This is a genomic window from Archangium sp. (genome assembly GCF_036277355.1).
Classification (GTDB): Bacteria; Myxococcota; Myxococcia; order Myxococcales; family Myxococcaceae; genus Archangium.
This window is the reverse complement of the sequence record NZ_DASUNC010000131.1, coordinates 56328-77259: the sequence shown is the minus strand read 5'-3', so window position 1 is coordinate 77259 and position 20932 is coordinate 56328. Positions and strand designations below refer to the sequence as shown.

Below are 20932 nucleotides of genomic sequence, written 5' to 3'. Positions count from 1 at the left end.
TAGGACCGCCACTCTGGAGCGGAGCGGATGGCCTCGAACGTCGCGTCACGGCCACGCCTGCCCGCAGTGCTTGTCATCGGTCTGGATTCCCCCTCTAGCGTTCGTCGGCCTGGAGCCAGGAGGCTGGCGCTTCCTGGATATGGGAGAGGCGGCCCCGGGATTCGTGTTCTTCCCAGGTGAGCCGCAGCGTCACCCATTGCCCGGCAACCCGGAAGTCGTAGTCCCACTGCTCTGTCCAGCGATAGAACTTGCCGGCCGGATGCGAGTGCTGCCGGACGTGGTCCGGCGAGCCCACCCGCTGGAGCACCTGCTCGGCGGACATGCCCGGGTCCAGCTCCGCGGCTCGCTCGCGCCGGTGGGCCACATGTTCGGGCACCGGAAACCGGGCGTGTCCGCGCCCCGGGCGGAAGTGGTAGGCCGCGTACCCCAGGGGCTCCTCCCCGAGCAACCGCAGGGCGTGGTGGAGGAGGGGCCGGAAGGCCTGTTCTTCCACGTCCCAACCCCGGCCCATCGCCGTACTGCTTTGGGAGGAGCCCGCATGGTCGAGCCGCTCCCAGAACCGGAGCACCGGCAGGGCCTCCTCACACCGATGCAGCCCCACCAGTTTCAAGGCGGGCCGCACGTGCCTGAGCTGGACCTGGAGGGGCGAGGGCTTGTCCCCGATGGAAGGGCGCTCGCGGCTCGCGAGGAATTGCTGGACCTCGTACAGCCGGGCCGCCAGCTTCCACAGCAGGTGGTACGCGCCCCGTTTCTCCGCCTCGTCCATCGCGCGGGTGATGGCGGCCCGGGCCGGACTGTCCTCCGGCACCAGGAGCCCCTGGGTGAGATCGAGCACCAGCCGCGGGCCCCAGCTCGTCCTCCAGACGAACCAGGCCGTGCCATCCACCTGGAAGAAGTACGGCCACGATTCCCCCGCCCAGAAAAGACCTCCCATGAAGACGTAGGGAGGGTCGATCACCCACTCGCACCGCCGCGCCTGCCCGGGCCCCTGCGCTGGCTCCTGCGCCGAACGGGCTCTTCGGAGGAGCACGTGAATCGTGTCGTGCCCTTCCGGGGACACGGCGATCACCTGGGGCGTGTAGCCGTGGGTCCGGAGGATCGACCAGCCGTCATCCGAGACCAACACCTGGTGCGGCCCGTGCTCGCCAGGACCCTGCCGCCGCTCCCAGACGACCCGGTCCCCGTCGAACAGCCGGTAGACGAAGTCGTCCTGGTACACGCGCTCCTCGAGGGCGCGATGCGAGCGGGCTTCCAGGGTGAACCGGCCATTGGGCGAGGTCGCCTCGCAGTCGGGAAAGAAGACCGTCGTCACATGTGTGTCACTTCACGTCAGGTGTCCGGGCTCAGGAGCCCGCGGGCCGGACCCGGGTGAGCGCCGCCGCCACCTGCTCGTCACTCAGCTCCAGCTTCTCCTCCGAGCCGCTCCACACGAAGGGAATGCCCGGCTGGCGGTAGAGCGTGGCGGGGATGTCCTTGGCCATCTGCGCGTGCAGCTGCGGCAGCTTCGACCAGTGCAGCCCCTGCTTCGCATGGTGCGCGGCGTGGTAGCCGAGGTTGCCCGTCATCAGGTTGTAGCCCCGGTGGAGGATGTTGTACGAGGCCTCCGCGTGCTCCCGAGTCTCGAGCCCCACGTGGTGGAAGTACGTGGCCCAGACGGTGAGGTAGAGAGACAGGCACATGGGCAGCAGGAAGACGAACAGCGCGTTGTACCAGTCGTGCCAGAAGAGCACGCCCAGCAGCGCCACCTGCACCACGCCCATGGCCAGGAAGACGCGCAGCGCCTTGGGGTAGCGCCGCCCCACCTGCCAGGCCCGCGGATAGGCCGTCAGCGCCGTCTTGAGGGAGTACTCCAGCTCGCCCATGGTGGAGCCGTCATCGCGCTTCCAACGCGACTCGTCCTTCTCCTGGTCGAGGTAGTTCAGGTGGTGGCCGACCACGTGGTGCAGGAACCACCCGTGGGAGATGATGCCCGTCTGGAAGCCGAAGACGATCTCCAGCAGCCGGTTGGGCAGGGCGTGGCGGAACATGCTCAGGTGCTGGTGGTGGTGGTTCCACGCGCTGATCCACCCCTTCGGAATGGCCATCACCGCGAGCCACAGCACGGGCAGCCACCAGCTGCTCGCCGTGAAGTACACGGTCAGGTCGAGCGCGAACACACACAGGAACAACAGGACGGGGATACGGTCTTCAGGGTGTCGGAACAGGGTCATGCGCTATGAGAAGGGGGGCCAGGCAGGAGGGTTCTCCAGTATACAGAACGAACCGGCGGCCTGGGATGGCTACCCCTGGACCGGGTGCTCCAGCTCCTCGAAGAGCGCGAAGACGTCGGCGGAGACCCCCCGGTCATCCAGCTGCTGCTCCACCTCGAGTCCATAGCGCCGCGCGAGGTACTCCGTGTACGCACAGGCGAAGAACTCGTCCTCGTTCTGCTTCTGGTACTCGGACCCCACGTAACCCGTGCGCTCGGCCCGCCGGAGCAACCGCTGCACACGGAAGCGGAGCGTGCCGGGCCCCGCGATGAGGACGAGGTGCGCGAACTCGTGGGCAAGCACCCACCCGTTCGCCCCGGGCGACAGGCTCAACAGCCCCTCCACCTTCGCCATCGCCAGATTCCCGTGAGTCACGCCGTGGAGCGCCTCGAAGGTCCGATGGTCACCCTCCCCCGCCCGCTCCTCGCGGAGAGGGGCGAGCTCGGGCACGTCCGAGACGCGCACGTCCAGGGGGAGGATCCGAAGGCGGAAGCCCCTCGCGGCCAGGTTCGGGAGGAACTGGCGCAAGGGGAGCGCCGAGGCATGCACGACGCGGCGCTCCCGCTCGGTCAGCGCCGGCCAGTCCGGGAATACGCGCTCGAGGCCCTCCAGCGAGCCCACGTCGGGCAGGTGCTTCAAGCCTCCGAGAACATCCTGCTGGGAGAGCTCGAGCGCCATGCCCTTGCCGAGGAGTGGCGCGAAGTCACTCGGAGACAGCTCGTGCGCCCGCTCGAAGTGCTTCAGCGCGTCGCTGAACCGGCCCTCCCGGAGAGCCACCCCGCCCCGCTGGACGAGACCCACGACATCCGAGGCGTCCTCGCGCAGCCGCTCGTCCGCCAGCGCCCGCATCCGCTCCATGGGGAGCAGCGTGAGGCTGGGGGCACGGCACGGCGCTCCCACCATCTGGTGTGCCGCGAGCAGCAGGAAGTTCACGCCCGCGTGCGCGTCCAGCTTGCGCCGGCGCGCCGCGTCCACGACCAACGCCTCGTGGCCATGCAAGGAGGCCAGCACCTCCGAGTGGAGCGCCTCCAGTTCCACGTACGCGTCATCGCGCACGGCTTGACCGTACGGGTCGCTGCGGATCATCTCCTCGTACAGCGCCATCGCCCGCTCCAGCGGGGGAAGCGCCTCCTCCAGACGCGCCTGGGCGAAGCGGGCCTTGCCGAGCAGGCACAGGAGCCGGGGCTCCAGCGACTGCTCCCAGCCCGTCAGCATTTGCTCCGCCTCGGAGGCGCGCTCCAGCGCGATGAGGTGGTTGGCCAGCTCGGCCAGCACATCGACGCGGCGGGGGTGACGGAGCCGGAGTGCGCGCAGCCGCTCGACGGACGAGCGCACCCGGCCCGCCCGGGCCTCGTACCGGGCCAGCAGCCAGGTGATGCCATCATCCTGGGGAGAGCGCACCAGCGCCTGCTGGAGCAGTTCGCACGCGAGCTCCGGCTCGTCCTCGTCGCAGTCCTGGGCGAGACCGACCAGGGCGCTGGCCCGGAGTTGCCCACCCACGCTGGAAACGAGCGCGAGCGCGTTCTTCCGTTCCCCGGCGACCAGCAGCCGGCGCACCTCACGCGAGAGCCGCCACGAGCGAAACGCATCACCCAGTCCCATGCGTGCTCACATGCCCGAGTCGGCCCGAGCCCTCAAGTCCGGCCCTATGGACGGGACGCTCAACGTTCGTCGATTCCCGGGCGTTGACCGATTCTGGCCCGCTGGGCATGTTCGGCGGAAATGCTGGAACGAATCGAAATCGAGAACCTCGGCCCCATCCAGAAGACGGGTGTGTCGCTCAGCCCCCTGACGGTGCTCCTCGGGTCCAACGCTTCCGGCAAGACGACCGTCATGCGTGGCATCGAGCTGTTCGCGATGCTGCGGAACCATCCCATGCAGGAGGTGAAATACGCGGGCTACTCACTGACGGGCTCCCACTGGCCCCAGATCATCAACGGGGGAGATGCAGCGAAGCGCCTCATCCTGCGTGGATTCGTCCAGCCTGGTTCCACTCAACCCGATTACGAAATGACGCTCGGCATTGATTGGGAGCAAGTACGCAGCAACATCGTTGCGCAACCGGGTGCAGAGCAAAAGGCCGAACCGCAGATCCTGAATGAACAACTGAGAGATCAGAATGGACGTTCGCTCAGCAGTGACATGGGAATTCAGGCGCTCAGGATCGACGATCGGCCAATCAGCCTGTCGCAGCCACGCCAATTTTCCATCACGTGGATGCTTTCCCAGGTCGGAAGGCTTCCTCCGTTTCGCGAGGAAACTGAGGGCCTTGTCCAATACCTGGAATCCTTCGGAACCGCCCGCTACTTTCGGCCGAACAGCACGGCGATGCTCCATCCCACCTCTGACAACGAGGTATGGCCAGACGGTTCGGGGTTCGTGGCAGCGTTGGCCACCCTCCAGAATCGGGAAAGTGAGCGCTTCGAGGCCATCTCGCAGAGGCTGAGCGAACTCTTCCCGCACATCCAGCGCATCCGCTTCGACATCGGTGCCAAAGGCAAGATCCAGCACCTGGTCTTTTCGACCCAACGCTCGAAGCAACTGATTCCGGCTCAGATGGAAGCGGATGGTGTCCTGACAACGCTGTTCCTGCTCTGGGCTGGAGCAACGACGCCTCCGCACGGCACGCTCCTCATCGATGAACCAGAAGCGGCTCTCCATCCTCATCTGATGGGTAAGCGAGTCGAATTCCTGCGTTCCCTCGCAGCTGGAGAGTTCACCGGCCATCCGCTGCGGGTTGTCGTCGCGACCCAATCAGTTGACTTCGTCCGCTGGGTGGAACCCTCGGAACTCCGCGTCGTAGAGTACAGCAACGAGACGAGCACGCTCATTCATGCCATTCCCGAAAGCGAAAACCTGCGCACACTTGTCGACAAGTTTCAGGCGAACGCGGGTGACCTCTGGTACTCGGGGGCTCTCGGCGGTGTGCCAGGGACAGGGGCATGAAAAAGCCTCTACGCGTCATCGTGCTCGGCGAAGGCAAGGACGAGCGCGGCAAGCCTCGCACGCTGCCGCCCTTCGCCCGCGTTCCCCATGATCAACAGGGCGCCATGGAGATCCTCGTGAGGCGTGCCCTATACCCGCTGCGCCATCCCGGTCAGTCCTGGCATCGAGGGCTCAAGGACAATGATGGGATACACGTCCTGCAACCCCCAGCACCACGGCTCCCGCGTCAGCCAGCGATGACCGAGCTCCTCGCCGACTCGAATGCGCTTGCGCCACTCGTCTCGGCGGCACTGAAACCACTGCGCGGGCCAGTCCCTGTCGACCTGCTCGTGGCCACACATGATGCGGATGAAGCCGCATCCTCCGCCATCAAGGCCGTACATGTGGTCAACACGAGCCTCGGTACCCATGTGCCGCTGCTTCAACCCGCGCCGGAGATCCAGGCATGGCTGACGAGCAAGCGGGCCATTGAGCTCGCCTACGACCGCGAGCACTGTACCGTGCCCGTGCCGGACGAGGACGCGCTGAAGAAGGACGCCAAGGCCGAGCTCCAGCGCCTGCTCCGCACCTTCGGGGGCAGCTTCAACGCGAAGATGCAAGCGAGCCTCGCCGAAAGAATGCCCGTCGAAGATCTCGGACGCTACGACTGGTCCGGATGGAATCAGGCCACCGAAACCCTGAAGGTGGCCCTGGTGGAAAACGGTCTCAAGAAGCTGGAACTGTGAAGCGCCTCCCTACCGGTCCAGCACCATCGTCCGGATGAAGCCCTTCGGGTGCCGCGCGTACGAGCGCAGGTGCATGGCCACGTCCACCATCCACGGCACCCAGTCCCCCGTGTCGATGACCGCGTCCACCGCCCGCTCCCGGTTGCGCGCGTACCACTCGCGCCAGTGCTTCACCTCGTCCGGCTTCAGCCTCCCCGACAACCCCTGCGCCCTCAGCAACAGCTCGAAGATGCCCCGGTGGCAGTAGATGTACTGGCCCCCACCCTTCCATCCCAACGCCTCCCGCGCCACCTCGCCCAGCGTCTCCTCGTGCCCACACGCCGCCTCGTACACGAACAGCGGCAGCGGGCTCCCCCGGGCGATGTCGAACCCCATCTGGCTGTAGAAGCGCGGGTTGAAGTCGATGAGGAGCTGCTTCCCTCCCGCCCGGATGAACTCCACCTCGAACGTGCCGTGGTACCCCAGCTTCTTGCACAGCGCCCGCACCTTCTCCGCGAGCTCCGGCTCCACCGGCACTTCCTCGAAGCACAGCCCGATTCCCAGCTTGCGCGGCCGCTGCAGCACCTTCAGCGCCCCTCGCGCCACGAACAGCTCGCCCGTCCGGTCCACGAAGCCGCTCAGGCTGAAGATGTTCTGCGCCGCCTCCGTGTAGAAGGCCTGCACCATCGGCCGGTTCGCCTTCGCGTCGTAGTCCAGCAGCTTCCGCCCGTACCGGTTGCGCTCCAGGAACTCCCGGTAGCGCGGCAACAGCTCGCTCGCGCGCTCCACCTGCGAGCCCTTCACGTGGCTCTCGAAGAGAATCTGCGTCTGCGGCTTGAGCAACACCGGGAAGCGCGCCTCGGCCGCCACCTTCTCCAGGTCCCCCTCGCCCTCCGGGAACCACGTGTCCGGCACGTCCAGCCCCACGTCCTTGCACAAGTCGTGGAGCCGCTGCTTGTTCAGCAGCCCGTAGATGACGTCCACCCCCGGCTGGTACATCCGGAAGTGCTGGCCCAGCTCCTCGCGGTGCAGCGCGAACAGCCACGCCATGTCATCGCTCGTCGGGTAGAGCACGTGCCCCGGCTCCGCCTCCCCGAAGCGCATCAGCCACTCCAGGAAGGCGTCCGAGTCCCCCACCTCCGGGCACTCCACCCGCCTCGTCACGTAGCGGCTCCAGCGCGCCGGCGCCAGCAGCTTGGACTCGGCCACGGTGACCGGGATTCCCAGACGGCCCAGGCTGCGCACCGCGGCCAGCGTGCCGTAGTAGTCGGCCATCGTCAGCAGGATGGGGGAACGGGACTGCGTCGTCATGATGTCGGATTCCTCGGGGCTCTCAGCCCGGATTGATCGTCGTGCTCACCACCGGCTGCGCCTCCGCCGCCGGCTTCTTCCCGCGCCAGTCGAACCGGTCCTTCAGCTTCAGGAACGGCTTCTCGAAGTAGCGGTAGCTCAGCGTCGCGAAGAAGATGCTCAGCGCCAGCGTCAGCACGTAGTACAGCGCCAGGTTGTGCGGCACCACCCGCCGCACGATGTTCAGCGAAATCATGTGCATCAGGTAGATGCCGTACGTGATGGAGCCCACGTAGCGCAGCCACTTGTGGTCGATCAGCGGCGCCAGCACGTGCTGGGGCCGGATGCACATCGCGATGACCATCATCGTCAGCAGCAGCGAGGACAGCCACAGCGGCGTGTCGTGGTTGTAGATGGCGAAGAACACCGCCACCACGATGACCGGCACGCTCCACACCTGCCCCAGCACCTTCCACGTCAGCTCGAACGGCTTGGGGAAGTGCACCAGGTACGCCGACAGGCAGCCCATGCACACCGAGATGGAGATGCTCGCGAGAATGCGCACCCACAGGTGCCGCGTGTCCAGGAAGCCCGTCTTCGTCGCCCAGCCCATGAAGATGCCCACCGCCAGCATCCCCGACATGAACACCACCGGGCCCCACGTGCTCTTGAAGTAGCGCACCACGAAGGGCCACAGCAGGTAGAACTGCTCCTCGGTGGCCATGGACCACGCGAAGTAGAAGATGATGCGCCCCTCTTCCAGCTTGATGAACCAGTTCGACGTGTACGTGAGGTAGTACTTCACGTTGTCGAAGAAGGCCCCGCGCACCTCCTGGTCCGTCTCGAACACCGAGACGAGCACGATGTAGAGCGCCGTCACCGCGTAGTAGAGCGGGAAGATGCGCAGCGAGCGCCGCGCGTAGAAGCCCTTGAGCGAGATGGTCCCCGTCTGCGCCCGCTCGCGCAACAGCAGCGTCGTGATGAGGAAGCCGCTGATGGCGAAGAAGAGCGAGACGCTCAGGTAGAAGCGGCCCACCAGTCCCTCGCGGGCCTCCAGCACGTGGTAGAGCACCACCGCGAAGATGGCGAGGGCTCGCAGCCCGTCCAGGGCTCCGAAGGTCTTGGTGCGAAGAAAGGCTTGATGGGCGGTCTGGGCGGATTCCATGCGCGCCTTCAGCAACGCAGAATTCCCCGCCCGCGACAAGAGGAGCCCGGGACGCACCCGGGCCCTGCCGCTAGCCCACCGCCTGCCCGCCCGGCGGCTCTCCCGTCTCGCCCGAGCGCCGCACCTCCGCCACGTGCGCGAAGTAGATGGGGATGCCCAACACGTACCGGCTGAAGAGCCGCCTCGGCTCCACCGCCAGACGGAACAGCCACTCCATCCCCACCTTGCGCATCACCACCGGCGCCCTCGGCACCTTGCCGCCGATGTAGTCCAGGATGGCGCCCCCATTCACGATGAGCACCGGGTGCGTGAGCGCCTCGCGCAGCTTCACCGACACCTCCTCCTGCTTGGGCATCCCCATCGCCATGATGATGAGGTCCGGCTTCGTCTCCGCCGCCAGCCGCAGGTACGTCTCCGGTGGATCAAAGCCCTCCTGGCTCGCCACCACGTTCAGCCCCCACTCCTCGAGCGTGCGCCGCGCGTTGTCCAGCCACGGCGAGCGCGTTCCGAAGAGCGCCACCTTCCGGCCCGCGTACCGGCGCGCCACCTTGGGGATGAAGTCCGTGCCATTCATGTTGAGCCCAAATGGCCGCTGGAAGGCCTTGAGGCCCAGCTTCACCCCGATGCCGTCGCGCAACACCAGGTCCGAGCGCAACAGCCCTTCCAACATCCCTGGCTGATTCCACCCCAGGTTCACCGCGTGCGCGTTGAGGAAGGAGAGGATGAAGGGGCGCGAGGGGCGGGAGAGCTCGTCGAGCAACGCCTGCTCGGCCGCCTCGTCGTCGATGATGCGCAGTCGGTTCATCAGCGCCATGAAGTTGCGCGCGCGCTCGGACTTCGTGGGCTCCTGGCTCGCCATGCGTCCTCCTGAGGGGCCGCGAGGATAGTGGACCCGGCCGGGTACCGGAACGGCTTGACGGGGGGTGCGGTTCGGACCCGCGCCGGGTGCCGGGTGACCTCGCCCGCCTGCCCCGAGTGTCCTCGGCCAACGGGGGCCCCTCCGCCCTCCGCCATGTGGTGAACGGCCGGGCCACACTTCCGGGCAGTGGATGACGGTGCCGCCGTGGCCCGTGTCTAGCTTTTGAAGTCCACGACGCAGCGCACAGTGCGCGGAGGACGGCGCCTTATGCAGGAGCTCAACTTCCTTCCGGCCCACCGCCTCGCGGCCCTGGTGCGCGCTCGCGAGGTGTCGGCCCGGGAACTGCTGGAGGTCCACCTCGCCCAGGTGGCCCGGCACAACGCCCGGCTCAACGCCCTCATCACGCTCGACGAGGAGCGCGCCCGCGCGCGCGCCCTCCAGGCCGATGAGGCCACCGCCCGCGGCGAGTCCTGGGGCCCCCTCCATGGCGTCCCCATCACCATCAAGGACTCGTTCATGACCGCCGGGGTGCGCACCACCAGCAGCTACAAGCGGCTGCGCCACCACATCCCCTCTCATGACGCCACCGTGGTGGCCCGCCTCAAGGCCGCCGGCGGCATCCTCCTGGGCAAGTCGAACCTGCCCACCCTCACGTTGGATTTGCAGACCAGTGGGCACCTGTTCGGCCGCGCCAGCAATCCGTGGGACGAGTCTCGCACTCCCGGGGGCAGTACCGGCGGTGGCGCGGCAGCCGTGGCCGCCGGCATGTCTCCCTTCGAGGTGGGCAGTGACCTCGGTGGCTCCATCCGTGTGCCCTCGCACTACTGCGGCGTGTTCGGCTTCAAGCCCACCGAGCACCGCGTCCCCATCTCCGGGCACATTCCGCCCTTGCCTGGCCGGCCTCGCGGGGTGCGGTATGAGGGCGCCGCCGGGCCGCTCGCTCGCTGTGTGGAGGACTTGAGGCTCGGGCTCAAGCTGCTCGCCGGGCCGGATGATGAGGACTTCGATGTGCCTCCCCTGCCCGTGCGCGACGTGCCCCCGCGCGAGCCCCGGCATTACCGCATCGCCTGGACGGATGATTTCGGTGGATTGCCCGTCACCCGGGAGACGCGCACCGCGATGGAGAAGCTCGCGCGCACCCTGGAGGGGCTCGGCTGCCGCGTGGAGCGCGCCGCTCCCAAGGACATCAACTACGACGAGCTGTGGGAAGTCTGGGGCCGCGTGCTCGGCGCGGAGATCGGCTCCGAGATGCCCTTCCTGTTCCGCTTCGCCATCAGCGTCCGCTTCAACGCCATGCGCGGCGAGGCCACCCTCAACCGCGGCGTCATCCGCGGAATGCAGATTGAAATGCCCGAGTACATCGAGGCCCTCGCCATCCGCGACCGATTCACCGGACAGGTCGAATCCTTCCTGTCCGATTGGGATGCGTGGCTGTGTCCCGTCTCCGTCGGGCAAGCGTTCACCCACAGGCCCAGCGGCGAGTGGATTGAAGTCGATGACCAGCGTGTCCCCTATATGGCGGGTACCGCCGGGTTCACTTCCGTGTTCAACCTCACCGGCCACCCCGTGGTCGTCCTGCCGCTCACGCAGTTGGTGGACTCACCGCTTCCGCTGGGCATCCAGGTGGTGGGGCGAAGGTGGCTCGATGAGGAGTTGCTCGCCCTCTCCGAGTCCCTCGCCCATGTCACCGGAGCGTTTCGCAAGCCTCCGGGGTTCTGAGCTCTTCAATCCACGTGCGCGTCCGGGTCCCCTTCCCCGAGCGCCTCGAGCACCAGCTCCGCTGCCTTCTCCAATGCGTGCCCCGGCGCCAGGTCCTTCGCCACGTACAGCACCGAGTGCACCTTCTCCGCCAACTCCCTCGTCCCCACCGTCTCCCCCTTCACCGCCTCCTCACACAGGTGCAACGCCAGGTCCACCAGCAGCAGTCTTCTCCGGTCCACCCAGCCCTGTGACAACTTGGGGCTCGAGCCCTCGGGTTGCGCCTCGTGCACACGCTCGTGCACCTGTTTCAGTGCGCTCAGGATGGAGTCGCGGTGCTCCTGCTTCAGCCGGCTCTCTCTCGGCGTCCGGCGATCCTCCGGGTCCGCTTCGTTGCTCATGGTCTTCTCTCGGCGACTTGGATGCGAACCCTCGGGGCTCGATACCCTCACCCCGGGGGGCTTGCCCCCCCTTTGAACGACGGGGGGCTCCTCTCCCGGAGGGCGAGGGGAGATTGGGCTCAGTTGGACTTGGGGCTCACGGGGGCCACAGCCGGCTTCGGCGCCTCGGCCGGCGGGGCCTCCGGACGCGGCAGCACCCCCGGCACCTCCGCCAGCACGTAGCTCACCCACGCCACCGCCGCCGTCGCCTGCGCCAGTTCCTTCGGATCCACCTTGTCCAGCGTGTCCGCCTCCGAGTGGTGCACGTCGAAGTACCGGCTGCTGTCCACCCTCACCCCCACGAACGGCACCCGCGCCGGCATCAACGGTGAGATGTCCGCTCCCCCCGCATCCCCCTGCAGCATGTTCGCCGCCCCCAGCGCCTCCAGCGGCTTCAGCCACGGGCTCACCAGCTCCGCTCCTCCCGGGCCCGCTCGCAGCGCCACCCCCACCGGCTTGAAGCCCCCCGCGTCCATCTCCATCGCCGCCACGTGGTTGGCCAGCTCCCCCGCATGCGCCTCCGCGTACGCCCTCCCTCCCTTCAGCCCGTTCTCCTCGTTCGCGAACAGCACCACCCGCACCGTCCTCCTCGGCGCCGGCTTCAGCTTCCCAATCAGCCTCGCCGCCTCCATCACCATCACCACCCCCGCGCCGTCATCGTGCGCCCCCGTCCCCACGTCCCACGAGTCCAGGTGCGCCCCCAACAGCACCACCTCCTTCGGCTTCTCCCGCCCCGGCACCTCCGCCACCACGTTGAAGGAGTCCACGTCCGGCAGCGTCTGGCACCCCAGCTTCAGCTCCACCTTCACCGGCCCGCTCGCCAGCAGCCGGTGCAGCAGCTCCGCGTCCTCCACCGACACCGCCGCCGCCGGAATCCTCGGCCCGTCCTCGTCGTAACGCATCGCCCCCGTGTGCGGCGAGCGCAGCGTCGCCGTCGCCAGCGAGCGCACCAGCATCCCCACCGCCCCCGCCTTCCCCGCCACCGACGCTCCCCGCGTCCGCAGCGCCGCCGCCTTCCCGTAGTCCGCCGCCACCGCCATCGAGTGGTTGAACAGCACCACCTTCCCCTTCACCTTCTCCCCCAGCGCCGCCACCTCCTCCAGCGAGCGCACCTCGACAACCTCGGCCGTCACCCCCTCCGGCGCCGTCCCCACGCTCCCGCCCAGCGCCATCAGCGCCAACGGGTGCTCCCGGTAACGCTCCGTCCCCAGTACCCGCCCGCTCTCCTCCCCTCGCACCCAGCGCGGCACCTTCACCGGCTCCAGCCACACCTTCACCCCGTCCGCCTCGAAGCTCCGCTTCGCCCACTGCACCGCCGCCTTCTCCCCCTCCGTCCCCGACAGCCGCGGTCCAATCCCATCCGTCAGCTCCGCCAGCCGCGCGTACGCGTGGCCCTCGGTGAGCGCCGCGCCAATGAGCCGCTCCGCCACCTGCGGCGAGGGGCCCGTCACGGCCGCGGGAGCCGGGGCCGGCGTCTTCGGCGCGGCGGTGAGCAGGGACAACAACGCGGCGGACAGCGGGAGGAACGAGGGCACGTCGTGACTCCGGGAGGAGAGGGGGCCTGCACTCTCGTTCCGCCAGCGCTTCCTCGCAAGCGCCTCGGTATTCCCGCGCTACTCGCGCCTCTCCCCGGCTCGCACCGGGGCGACGGGTCTCAGCGGCTCGTCCTTCACCACCGGTACGGGTTCCGGCTCCTCGAACATCGCCGCGCCCCCCGCCAGGCACAGCAGCACCCCTCCCACCACCATCAGCCACGCGATGAGCTGGAAGTCCTTCTGCCCCAGCACCTCCCGCTCCGTGCCCTGGAACACCTCCAGCCGCTCCCCGCCCACCAGCACCGGCCCCCGCTCTCCCAACGCCACCTGCCCCATCACCACCACGCTCGCCCCCACCTCCAACCGCTCCTCGCGCAGGCGCGTGCCCGCCCCCACGTCCCCACGCCCCGTCTCCGTGTACACGTAGCGTGACAGCACGTGCGACGGCACCTCGTAGCCGTTGAAGAGACTCCCGGGCGTGTACTCGCGCACCTTCATCCCCACCAGCGACGCCCCGCCAGGCTCGAGCCCGATGCGGCCGAACTCGTCCTCCAACTCCCAGCCCTCCGCGTATTCCGTCTCGTGGAAGAGCGTGCTCGAGTTCTCGCCATCCCGCTCGTCCACGCGCAACTGGTAGTACGCACAGTCCACGTCCGCGAGCGGCGCACGCACCGGCTTCCTCGCGCCCAGCCGGCCCACCACCTTCACCGTGGTGCCCGGCCGCGCCTCCATCACCCGGCTCCTCGGCGTGCCTCGCAGCCTCGCGAGCCGGGCCCTGCTCCACCACAGGTTCCCCACTCCGGCCGCCAAAAGGCCCAGCCCGAGCAGGAACACCACCGCCAGGACGATGCTTTCTTCATCCATGCCCGGTCCTTGCTACCCCAGGCGGGCACCATCCTCCAAACCGGCCTACTTCTTCTCCGCCGGCACCCGGTACGTCAGCACCGGGCAGGGCGCCAGCCGCACCACCTTCTCCGCCACGCTCCCCATCATCAGGTGCGACAGGCCCGTGCGCCCGTGCGTGCCCATGATGATGAGGTCATACCCGCCCTCCTCCGCCACCCGGGTGATGACGTGCGCCGGCTCGCCCGCCTCCAACATCTGCTTCGAGTGCGGCACGTCCTTCAGGAACGCCGTCAACTGCTGGTCCGCGTGGTTGCGCAGGTACGTGGACAGCGTCAGCTCCGGCTCGCTGCGCGTCAGCACCACCATCTCGTCCCCCGCGTACTCCGACGGCCTCCACACGTGCAGCACGTCCAGCTTCGCGTCGAATCGGCTGATGAACTGGTGCGCGTACTCGAGCGCACGCTTCGACGTCTCCGAGAAGTCCACCGGCACGAGGATTCGCTGAATCTTGTTCATGGTTCCACTCCAGGTCGGGTCTCCCCTCCCTGGTGCAATGGCCGTTCCCACCCCCGCTCCCTCGGAAGGCCCCGTACGCACAGCGCAAATGCTGCGTCCGCTCCACCCCCACGCAATTCCTGCACCTGCCCGCTGGAGGGTCAGGCGCGCGCGAGTGACGCCGTGCTCGCACCGGGCCATACTCGCCGCCCCGGAGGAGCTACACATGAGCCGATTCCACCTGTCCTGGCTGCTGCCCGTCCTCTTCATGGCCGGCTGCGAGCCCTTCGACCCCTGGTTCGACTTCGCCCCCGATGACAAGCAGTTGCAGCACATCGGCCGCATGGACTGGTCCACCGAGAATGGCCCCACGTATGCCCATTCGGGTGTCACCGTCCGCTTCCGGTGCAACTGCACCGGCGTGGACGTGGCCTTCCAGGACCATGGCACCGGCGGCGACGAGCACACCAACTGGGTCAACGTCATCGTCGACGGGAAAACAGCGGCCAAGGTCCAGCTCAAGCCCGGTCGCAACCTGCTGCGCGGCGCCCGCAACCTCCCCCGCGGCGAGCACCTCGTCGAAATCGTCAAGCGCACCGAGCCCTATGCCGGCAAGGTGACCTTCCTCGGCGTCAGCCTCCAGGGCGTCCTGTTGGATCCGCCCCCCTGGCCCGAGAAGAAGTTCGAGTTCATCGGCGACTCCATCACCTGCGGCTACGGCAACGAGGTGGACATCTACGCCCCCACCTATACCGAGCCCAACACCGGCTACCACTCGAAGAACGAGGACATCTCCCAGGCCTACGGCTCCATCCTCGGCCGCCGGTTCAAGGCCGAGACCGTCACCACCTGCATCTCCGGCACCGGCGTCTACCGCAACCTCGATGGCTCCACCGTGGGCAGGGCCTTCCCCTACCTCTACACGCGCATGTACCCGGACGAGGAGAAGCCCCTCTGGAACCCGGCGTACTACGTCCCCGACGTCATCGTCATCAACCTGGGCAACAACGACTTCAACGTGCTCGGCGAGGACAAGCTCCCGACCGCCCCGCCCGCCGAGGAGTTCAAGGCCGCCTACGCCTCCTTCGTCCAGCAGCTGCGCGAGTACTACCCGGACGCGAAGATCATCTGCTCCGTGGGCCCCATGATGAACGACAACTACCCCGCCGGCCGACAGCACTGGACCAAGATGAAGGCCTACGTCTCCCAGATGGTCGAGTCCCTCGGAGACCCCAACGTCTTCTACTTCGCCTATACCCCCATCGTCGGCGACCCCTACGGCGAGGACTGGCACCCCACCAACGAGTCCCACGCCAAGATGGCCGAGGAGATCGCTCCCTTCATCGAGAGCCTCGGGTTCTGAGACAGGGACACGGCCCGAGTGGGAACCCGGGGCCGGATACCCTCACCCCGTCCCTCTCCCGGCGGGAGAGGGGAAATCGGGCTCCTGGGGTCAGCGGACGAACCGGAGCAGCAGGGCGGAGTTGGGAGGCACGGGGACCGGTCCGCGGCCCACGTCCGCCGCTCCCTCCGCCCTCGGCAACAGCACCGCCTCTCCCTCCCGCGTCCCCACGGGCCCCGCGAGCTTGTGCATGCGCCCCGCAGCCGCCATCGTCTGACGGGGTGTCCACGCCCACCGGGTGCTGGCGCCCCCTCCAGGCAGGCGAGCACCCCGCGTCCCTGGCACCGTCTTCCAACCGGCGCTCGCGCCTCACCTCGGGGATGTTGTTCCCCTCGCGCCCGAGACGAACCTTGCCCCCGTCGTTCTCTCGAGGGGGGTTTCCCATGTCGTCCGAGATGCAGGCCCCACGCCGGGGCTGGAAGTGGTTCGTGTTGGGAGCGCTCGTGCTCGCCGCGTGCGGCGTCGCGCCCGAGCCGCGAGGAGAGGACTCGCGCGAGGAGGGCTCCGTCTCCGCCCTGCGCGACTCCCATGGCGGGCAGCGCGTCTTTCCCACCTGGTCCACGCCCACCTTCGCCTCCACCCCGGTGCTCGCCACGGATGGACGGCAATTCCTCACCGTCTGGCGTGACTCCGGCCGGCCTGGCCAGCTCTTCGCCGCTCGCGTCTCCCCGCACGGCGAGCTGCTCGACCCCGAGGCCATCCGCCTCGACCTCGAGCCCACCGTCGAGACCGGCAACCCCGCCGTCGCCTACGACGGCAGGCAATTCCTCGTCGTCTGGCAGGGCCAGCGCACCCTGTACCTCGTCCGGGTGAATCGCGACGGCACCGTGGAGCCTCCCGTCCTGCCCCTCGCCGATATCTTCGGCAGCCCCGCTCCCGCTCCGGCCATCGCCTGCGGCTGGCGCAAGTGTCTCGTCGCCTGGCCCGACTTCGCCGACCCCCGCACCATCCGCGGCGTCCTCCTCGAGACCGATGACCATGGCCTCGGGACTCGGGAAATCCTCATCGCGTCTCCCGCACCGTCCATCGCCCCCTTCGGCATCTCCGCCGCCTGGGGACATGACCGCTTCCTCGTCGCCTGGAGCGCCGCGCGCGCCGGCTCCCAGAAGATCATCGCCGCCCGCGTGAAGACCGATGGCACCGTGCTCGACCCGGAGGGCCTCCTGCTCTCCGACGCTCCCGGTGAGCAGACCCGGCCGGATGTCGTCGCCACGAAGCAGGGCTTCGTCGTCGCCTGGACCGACACGCGCCGCGACAACCCGGACATCTTCGGCACGCTCGTGAAGGCAAATGGCTCCGTGCCCGATTCCGATGGGTTCCCCATCGCCACCAGCGCGGACACCGACTTCCTTGCCGCCCTCTCCTACGATGGCTCGCGCGTCCTCGCCTCGTGGACTCAATCGAGCCCGAACCACATCTCCGTTCGCGGCAACTTCGTGCGCGCCGATGGTTCCCTCGCTTCTCCGGGCGGATTCCCGCTCTCGGCCGGGGAGTTCGTCCGCGAGGGACAGTCCGACGTCGTGTTCAACGGGGACACGCACTTCGTCGTCTACGGCGCCGCTCCCGTCATCGACGAGCCTCCCTTCCAGGTCATCCTCGGCTCCCGCGTGAAGAAGAACGGGGCGCTCGTGGATGTGCCTCCCATCCGGATCTCCCACGCGCCTTCCGTGGAGGGGACGGCCGTGGTTCCTGGGGAGCGGTGAATGGGGGCGGGGTGGGGTCACATTGATCGATGACCCTCACCCCAACCCTCTCCCAGAGGGAGAGGGGGCGTGGCACGGGGGCAACCTGGGATGCGTGGCACCCTCACCCCGTCCCTCTCCCGGAGGGCGAGGGGAGATTGACGCGGTCCCCCCTCTCCTTCGTGCTTCTGTGCCGCGGTGGTTCTCGCGGTGGGCTTCCTCAGTCCTCGTGCGTGCTCACCGTCGTCGCCGGGCCCCACGCCTCCTGGCCCTCCCGCTCGAAGAAGAGCGGCTCGCGCTTCCGCGCGCTCCCCCCCACCTCGTTCAACGTCAGCGAGTCGTACAGGCGTCCGCCCACCATCGTGTACTGGATGCTCGTGCTGTGGCGCAGGTCCTCCAGCGGGTTCTTCTCCAGCACCAGCAGGTCCGCCAGCTTCCCCTCCTCCAGCGAGCCGATGTCCCCGTCCAGCCCCAGGTAGTGCGCTCCCGACAGCGTCGCCGCCCTCAGCGCCTGCATCGGCTTCATCCCGCCCTGCCCGAACATCCACAGCTCCCAGTGCGCCCCCAGGCCCTCGCGCTGCCCGTGCGCTCCCAGCTGCACGCTCACGCCCTTGTCGTTCAGCTCCTTCGTCACCCGGGCGATCTGGAAGTGGTTGAACTCGTCCTCCGGCGCCATCACCGGCCGGCGGCTCCGTTCGTCCACCACCCGCCTCGGCACGAACGCCAGCAGCCGCTTGTCGTCCCAGACGTTCGTCTTCTGGTACCAGTAGTTCTCACCCCACACGCCTCCGTACGCGACGATCAGCGTCGGCGTGTAGCCCGTCCCGCTCCGGCTCCACAGCTGCTGCACGTCCGCGTACGCCTTCTCCACCGGAATCGAGTGCTCGATGCCCGTGTGCCCATCCACCACCATCGTCATGTTGTGCTGGAAGAGCGAGCCGCCCTCCGGCACCACCATCATCTCCAGCTCGCGCGCCGCCTGGAGCACCTTCTGCCGCTGATCCCTCCGCGGCTGGTTGTAGCTCTTCACGCTGAACGCCCCCACCGCCTTCAGCCGCTTCAGGTGCGAGCGCGCGTCCTCCACCGTCTCGATGGGCACCCGGGACACACCCGCCGCGCCGTACAGGATGTTGCCCGTCGAGAACACCCGCGGCCCCACCATGGCGCCGGACTTCACCCGCTCGCTCGTCGCGAAGATGGCGCCCGCGTCGTTCGACGGGTCGTGCACCGTCGTCACGCCGAACGCCAGCGAGGACAGCAGCTTCCAGTTCTGCTCCGGCAGCATGCCCTCGTCCGACATCACCCCGTGCCAGTGCACGTCCACGAGGCCCGGCATCACCGTCTTCCCACGCACGTCCACCACCTTCGCCCCCGCCGGCACCGCCACCCGGCCCCTCGGGCCCACCGCCACGATGCGGCTGCCCTTCACCACCACCACGCCGTCCTCCAGCACCTCGTCACCCTTCATCGTGATGACGCGGCCGCCCACCAGCGCCACCGTCCCCTCCGGCACGTCCGTCTTCACCTGGAAGCCGATGTCCAACCCCGTCTCCGGCGTCTCCGGCAGCTTCTCCGGCGCTCCCTCCTGGAAGCGGAAGCTGTCCTTCAGCTCGCGCGTGTACAGCTCCGGCCCCAGCGCCCAGTGCAGCCGCTTCCCATCCCCCGACCAGTGCAGCCACTCGCCCGCATCCCGCGACACCTTCGCCACCGGCAACGCCTTGCCCTCGGGGCTCGCCACCGCGCCCTTCGCCCCGCGCGGCAGCGGCATGATGAACGCGTTGAAGTTCTCCCGGAACGCCAGCCACTGCTCGTCCGGCGACACCCGGTACTCCGTCGCCTCGTCGCTCGTCAGGTGCGTGCGCGGCTCCGTCCCGTCCAGCCGGATGCTCTTCAGCGCCCGCTCGTCGTCCTTCTCCCGCTGCTCCACCGTCAGGAAGAACACCCGCTCCGAGCCCGCCCCGAAGTGCGGCTGCACTCCGTCCTTCACCAGCCGCTTCGCCGTGCCTCCCGCCGCCGGCATCACGAACAGCCCCTGCTCCCGGCCGTACAGCGCCGAGCGCAGATGGCCTCCCCCCACCGCCCGGTACACGAGGAAGCGCCCGTCCGGAGACAGCGCCGGCTCCACGTAGTGCCCCGGCTTCGTGCTCACCACCCTGCCCTCGCCGCCCGTCACCGGCACCACCCGCACCGTGCCCAGCTTCTCGTCGTCCCACGTCGTGTAGACGATGCTCTTCCCGTCCCGCGAGAACGACGGGTACATCTCCGTGTGCTCCGTCTGCTTCGTCAGCCGCTTCGGCGTGCCGTTCGGCAGCTCGCGCACGTACAGGTGCCCCAGCGCCTGGTACACCACCTTGTCCCCCTTCGGAGACACCTGCACCCAGCGCAGCATCTTCACGTTGAACTTCTCGGGCGCCACCGACTGCGGGAAGCGCAACGCCTCGTGGATCGCCCGGGTGCCGCGCACGCGGAAGGGAATCGGCGTCACCTTCTTCGTCGCCACGTCAATCCGATGCAGCTTGCCGCCCGCCCAGAACACCACCGACTTGTTGTCCGGCGTCCACGCCATCACCGGGTACACGCCGTGGATGGCCCACGTCTCCTGCATGTCCCGCTCGAGCCCGTCGAAGAGGGGCCGCTCGGCACCGGTCACCAGGTCCGCCACGTAGAGCGTCGTCTTCCCGCGCACCCGGCGGACGAAGGCCAGCGACTTGCCGTCCGGCGACGGCGTGGGACGGATGGAGCCGCCCGGGCCCGTGATGAAGCGCTCCGTCTCCCGCGTGTCCAGGTCCAGCCGCTGGATGACGTAGATTTCGCCGTTCGGGTCCTTGTTGTACTCGAACACCTTCCCGGGCGTGATGTCCTGGCTGTAATAGACATACCGGCCGTCCGGAGAGAACACCGGCTCGCCCACGTCCTTCTGATCATTCGGACGCTCGGTGAGCTGCACGCCGTCACCGCCCGAGCGGTGGTACATCCAGATTTCCCCCGCGCCCAGCGAGCGCCGCGAGGTGAAGTGCTTGCGCGCGATGAGGTACTGCCCGTCCGGAGACCACGCGGGGCTGTTGAGCAGGCGGAACTTCTCCTGCGTCACCGCCGTGGGCTCCGAGCCGTCGCGCTTCACCACCCAGATGTTGTCCCCGCCGCCACGGTCGCTCGTGAAGGCGATGGACTTCCCATCCGGGCTGTAGCGCGGCTGCATGTCCCAGGCGACGCCGCTGGTGAGCACCTTCGCCTCGCCGCCGCCGATGGGCAGCGTGTAGAGATCGCCCAGGAGATCGAAGACGAGCTCGTCGCCCTTGGGGCTGACGTCCAGGCTCATCCACGTGCCCTCGGTGACGTCGAGCTCCACCTGGGTGGCGGGGAAGCCGGGCGCGTTCACGTCCCACTTCTCCTCGGGCTTCTTCTCCTCGGGCCTGGCCGCGTCCTTCGCGGGCTGCGCGGCCAGGGCGGGCGTGGGGGCCGGCGCCTGCGCGCGGGCGGAGAGGGGCAACGCGCTCGTCAGCAGGAGCGCGAGACAACGGAGGCTCAATCGGTTCACCGCGGTTCCTCGTCGGTCTGGCGTGATGGGGCGCGCAGCCTACCCCGGCGAGGACGCGTGTGGAGTTCGTGGAAGCGGGCGGG

At 68.4% G+C, this 20932-nt stretch carries 17 protein-coding genes; 5 read left to right on the top strand and 12 right to left on the bottom strand.

Going from position 1 to position 20932, the window contains the following annotated elements:
- Positions 1-94: 94 nt before the first annotated feature.
- The 3 genes from VFZ09_RS32140 to VFZ09_RS32130 all read right to left on the bottom strand — a co-directional run bounded on the left by VFZ09_RS32140 (position 95) and on the right by VFZ09_RS32130 (position 3851).
- Complete coding sequence (locus VFZ09_RS32140) at positions 95-1312, bottom strand: hypothetical protein (protein WP_329731538.1); 1218 nt, start codon at positions 1310-1312, stop codon at positions 95-97.
- A 31-nt stretch (positions 1313-1343) separates the two neighbouring features.
- Positions 1344-2210, bottom strand: a complete 867-nt coding sequence (locus VFZ09_RS32135) for a fatty acid desaturase (RefSeq protein ID WP_329731537.1) — start codon at positions 2208-2210, stop codon at positions 1344-1346.
- 69 nt (positions 2211-2279) lie between these two features.
- Positions 2280-3851, bottom strand: a complete 1572-nt coding sequence (locus VFZ09_RS32130) for a hypothetical protein (protein ID WP_329731536.1) — start codon at positions 3849-3851, stop codon at positions 2280-2282.
- 120 nt (positions 3852-3971) lie between these two features.
- Here VFZ09_RS32130 and VFZ09_RS32125 point away from each other — a divergent pair, with 120 nt between their 5' ends.
- Both VFZ09_RS32125 and VFZ09_RS32120 read left to right on the top strand, forming a co-directional pair.
- On the top strand, positions 3972-5195 hold the full coding sequence (locus VFZ09_RS32125) for an AAA family ATPase (protein ID WP_329731535.1): 1224 nt from the start codon (positions 3972-3974) through the stop codon (positions 5193-5195).
- Positions 5192-5920: a hypothetical protein gene (locus VFZ09_RS32120; RefSeq protein ID WP_329731534.1), complete on the top strand. Its 729-nt coding sequence runs from the start codon at positions 5192-5194 to the stop codon at positions 5918-5920. Before VFZ09_RS32125 ends, VFZ09_RS32120 begins: the two co-directional genes overlap by 4 nt.
- Positions 5921-5929: 9 nt before the next feature.
- Here VFZ09_RS32120 and VFZ09_RS32115 read toward each other — a convergent pair whose 3' ends face one another.
- From VFZ09_RS32115 to VFZ09_RS32105, 3 genes are all read right to left on the bottom strand, one after another.
- The gene (locus VFZ09_RS32115; protein WP_329731533.1) at positions 5930-7210 is read right to left on the bottom strand and encodes a carbamoyl-phosphate synthase; all 1281 of its coding nucleotides are present in this window, start codon (positions 7208-7210) and stop codon (positions 5930-5932) included.
- A 22-nt stretch (positions 7211-7232) separates the two neighbouring features.
- Positions 7233-8354 (bottom strand): acyltransferase, encoded by a 1122-nt coding sequence (locus VFZ09_RS32110; RefSeq protein ID WP_329731532.1) that lies wholly within the window; start codon positions 8352-8354, stop codon positions 7233-7235.
- Between the two features lie 70 nt (positions 8355-8424).
- Entirely contained in the window at positions 8425-9213 is a 789-nt protein-coding gene (locus VFZ09_RS32105; RefSeq protein ID WP_329731531.1) for a WecB/TagA/CpsF family glycosyltransferase, read from the bottom strand.
- A 267-nt stretch (positions 9214-9480) separates the two neighbouring features.
- On the opposite strand from VFZ09_RS32105, the gene VFZ09_RS32100 reads away from it, so the two are divergent.
- Positions 9481-10932, top strand: coding sequence for an amidase (locus tag VFZ09_RS32100; RefSeq protein WP_329731530.1), 1452 nt, complete (start codon positions 9481-9483; stop codon positions 10930-10932).
- Positions 10933-10937: 5 nt separating this feature from the next.
- Here the strand turns inward: VFZ09_RS32100 and VFZ09_RS32095 are convergent, their stop codons facing one another.
- The 4 genes from VFZ09_RS32095 to VFZ09_RS32080 form a co-directional block, all read right to left on the bottom strand.
- Positions 10938-11312: a hypothetical protein gene (locus VFZ09_RS32095; protein ID WP_329731529.1), complete on the bottom strand. Its 375-nt coding sequence runs from the start codon at positions 11310-11312 to the stop codon at positions 10938-10940.
- Between the two features lie 119 nt (positions 11313-11431).
- On the bottom strand, positions 11432-12886 hold the full coding sequence (locus VFZ09_RS32090; protein ID WP_329731528.1) for a M20/M25/M40 family metallo-hydrolase: 1455 nt from the start codon (positions 12884-12886) through the stop codon (positions 11432-11434).
- A gap of 78 nt (positions 12887-12964) precedes the next feature.
- Positions 12965-13750, bottom strand: coding sequence for a hypothetical protein (locus VFZ09_RS32085; RefSeq protein ID WP_329731527.1), 786 nt, complete (start codon positions 13748-13750; stop codon positions 12965-12967).
- A 45-nt stretch (positions 13751-13795) separates the two neighbouring features.
- Positions 13796-14248, bottom strand: a complete 453-nt coding sequence (locus VFZ09_RS32080) for a universal stress protein (RefSeq protein WP_329731526.1) — start codon at positions 14246-14248, stop codon at positions 13796-13798.
- A gap of 205 nt (positions 14249-14453) precedes the next feature.
- On the opposite strand from VFZ09_RS32080, the gene VFZ09_RS32075 reads away from it, so the two are divergent.
- Complete coding sequence (locus VFZ09_RS32075; protein ID WP_329731525.1) at positions 14454-15590, top strand: SGNH/GDSL hydrolase family protein; 1137 nt, start codon at positions 14454-14456, stop codon at positions 15588-15590.
- A gap of 90 nt (positions 15591-15680) precedes the next feature.
- Here VFZ09_RS32075 and VFZ09_RS32070 read toward each other — a convergent pair whose 3' ends face one another.
- Positions 15681-15821, bottom strand: a complete 141-nt coding sequence (locus tag VFZ09_RS32070) for a hypothetical protein (protein ID WP_329731524.1) — start codon at positions 15819-15821, stop codon at positions 15681-15683.
- Positions 15822-16012: 191 nt separating this feature from the next.
- Between VFZ09_RS32070 and VFZ09_RS32065 the strand changes: the two genes are divergently transcribed.
- On the top strand, positions 16013-17332 hold the full coding sequence (locus tag VFZ09_RS32065; RefSeq protein ID WP_329731523.1) for a hypothetical protein: 1320 nt from the start codon (positions 16013-16015) through the stop codon (positions 17330-17332).
- 199 nt (positions 17333-17531) lie between these two features.
- Here the strand turns inward: VFZ09_RS32065 and VFZ09_RS32060 are convergent, their stop codons facing one another.
- Positions 17532-20849 (bottom strand): amidohydrolase family protein, encoded by a 3318-nt coding sequence (locus VFZ09_RS32060; protein ID WP_329731522.1) that lies wholly within the window; start codon positions 20847-20849, stop codon positions 17532-17534.
- Positions 20850-20932: the final 83 nt, after the last annotated feature.

Excerpts from the sequence above, each read along its gene's own strand:
- VFZ09_RS32135 (WP_329731537.1), bottom strand. The coding sequence starts at position 2,210 with ATGACCCTGTTCCGACACCCTGAAGACCGTATCCCCGTCCTGTTGTTC.
- VFZ09_RS32130 (WP_329731536.1), bottom strand. The coding sequence starts at position 3,851 with ATGGGACTGGGTGATGCGTTTCGCTCGTGGCGGCTCTCGCGTGAGGTG.
- VFZ09_RS32125 (WP_329731535.1), top strand. The coding sequence starts at position 3,972 with ATGCTGGAACGAATCGAAATCGAGAACCTCGGCCCCATCCAGAAGACG.
- VFZ09_RS32120 (WP_329731534.1), top strand. The coding sequence starts at position 5,192 with ATGAAAAAGCCTCTACGCGTCATCGTGCTCGGCGAAGGCAAGGACGAG.
- VFZ09_RS32115 (WP_329731533.1), bottom strand. The coding sequence starts at position 7,210 with ATGACGACGCAGTCCCGTTCCCCCATCCTGCTGACGATGGCCGACTAC.
- VFZ09_RS32110 (WP_329731532.1), bottom strand. The coding sequence starts at position 8,354 with ATGGAATCCGCCCAGACCGCCCATCAAGCCTTTCTTCGCACCAAGACC.
- VFZ09_RS32105 (WP_329731531.1), bottom strand. The coding sequence starts at position 9,213 with ATGGCGAGCCAGGAGCCCACGAAGTCCGAGCGCGCGCGCAACTTCATG.
- VFZ09_RS32100 (WP_329731530.1), top strand. The coding sequence starts at position 9,481 with ATGCAGGAGCTCAACTTCCTTCCGGCCCACCGCCTCGCGGCCCTGGTG.
- VFZ09_RS32095 (WP_329731529.1), bottom strand. The coding sequence starts at position 11,312 with ATGAGCAACGAAGCGGACCCGGAGGATCGCCGGACGCCGAGAGAGAGC.
- VFZ09_RS32085 (WP_329731527.1), bottom strand. The coding sequence starts at position 13,750 with ATGGATGAAGAAAGCATCGTCCTGGCGGTGGTGTTCCTGCTCGGGCTG.
- VFZ09_RS32080 (WP_329731526.1), bottom strand. The coding sequence starts at position 14,248 with ATGAACAAGATTCAGCGAATCCTCGTGCCGGTGGACTTCTCGGAGACG.
- VFZ09_RS32075 (WP_329731525.1), top strand. The coding sequence starts at position 14,454 with ATGAGCCGATTCCACCTGTCCTGGCTGCTGCCCGTCCTCTTCATGGCC.
- VFZ09_RS32070 (WP_329731524.1), bottom strand. The coding sequence starts at position 15,821 with ATGCACAAGCTCGCGGGGCCCGTGGGGACGCGGGAGGGAGAGGCGGTG.
- VFZ09_RS32065 (WP_329731523.1), top strand. The coding sequence starts at position 16,013 with ATGTCGTCCGAGATGCAGGCCCCACGCCGGGGCTGGAAGTGGTTCGTG.